The sequence below is a fragment of the Vibrio sp. 1069 genome (assembly GCF_033340555.1).
Genome location: NZ_JAWOWP010000129.1, coordinates 1 through 1,021 on the forward strand (window position 1 = coordinate 1; position 1,021 = coordinate 1,021).

2 protein-coding genes are annotated in these 1,021 nt (G+C 44.6%); both read right to left on the bottom strand.

The window, feature by feature from the left end; genetic code table 11:
• A partial coding sequence (locus R7040_RS24915; RefSeq protein WP_318097342.1) for a glycosyltransferase occupies nt 1-730 on the bottom strand: 730 nt, incomplete at its 3' end.
• A partial coding sequence (locus tag R7040_RS24920) for a putative capsular polysaccharide synthesis family protein (protein ID WP_318097343.1) occupies nt 730-1,021 on the bottom strand: 292 nt, incomplete at its 5' end. The genes R7040_RS24915 and R7040_RS24920, both read right to left, overlap by 1 nt.

Here is a 1,021-nt window from a genome sequence, read left to right on the forward strand (position 1 = left end):
GAGGGATATCGGATACGACTCCGTGAAAATGCACGCGAAGTGAAACGTTTAACGATTGAGCGAGTCGTTGAAGCGAGGCTTTTCTGTCTCCATCTCCGGCAAGGTGTAAGTGGTAGCACTCAGGCAGTTTTGCGATGGCGTGAATTAACGTTTCGTGATCTTTGTGTTCATGTAGTCGGCCAACCATACCAATGTTGATGGTTGCTTTCTCGCTGATATCGTGGGCTTGTTTAGCCGCCATTGGGAAGCGATTTAAGTCGACGCCGTTATGTACAACTCGATACTTGTGTTGGTACCGAGGCATGAACTTCACCAATTCTTCTTGAACTTTTTCACTGATGCTAACGGTATAGTGGTGACCCCAATAGAGGACATATTCTATGAACTTAAACAGAGGGTAATCTCTGCGTCGGTTGTAAGAGCAGTGTTCTGTTTGAATGCGTTTTTTCCCAATAGCAAGCAGCGCTAGGTAAATAGACGGATACAGGTGTCCGTGAACGAGATCTGGCCAGCGTAGTAGTGACCATTTTTCCGATAGAGACAGTGTCTGCCAGTTAAAGCATTGGATTCCCTGTGCGGAGAGTTGTTCCAAATAGTCGTTCTCAGCACACAACACGAGGATCTTGATTTCATACTCGGGATTATGCTCGAGCACCAAGTCCACTAAGAACTTTTGCGCCCCACCATTTTGAGATAGGTCGTTGATGATGTGTAAAATTTTTGTTTTCATCAGTGCGCCATTTGATACTTTTGTTTGAGTTCTGAAATTTCACTTGAAGTAAAAAAGTGGGTCGTCAATTTGGATGACAACATTTCCTCAATAAACTCAGGTTTAGGTTGATAGCTGTTTTTGAACTCATTGATCAGCGAGGAGTACCATTTGTTGTTTGATTGGTTGTCGTGGACCACATCAACTGGATAGCCGAGAAACTCGCCAACGGTAGCTGGTGATTGCTTCAGCTTGTCACTTCGAATTACGAGCAGAGAAAAGTTGCGTTGTTGGTAGGTTTGGCAACCAGCT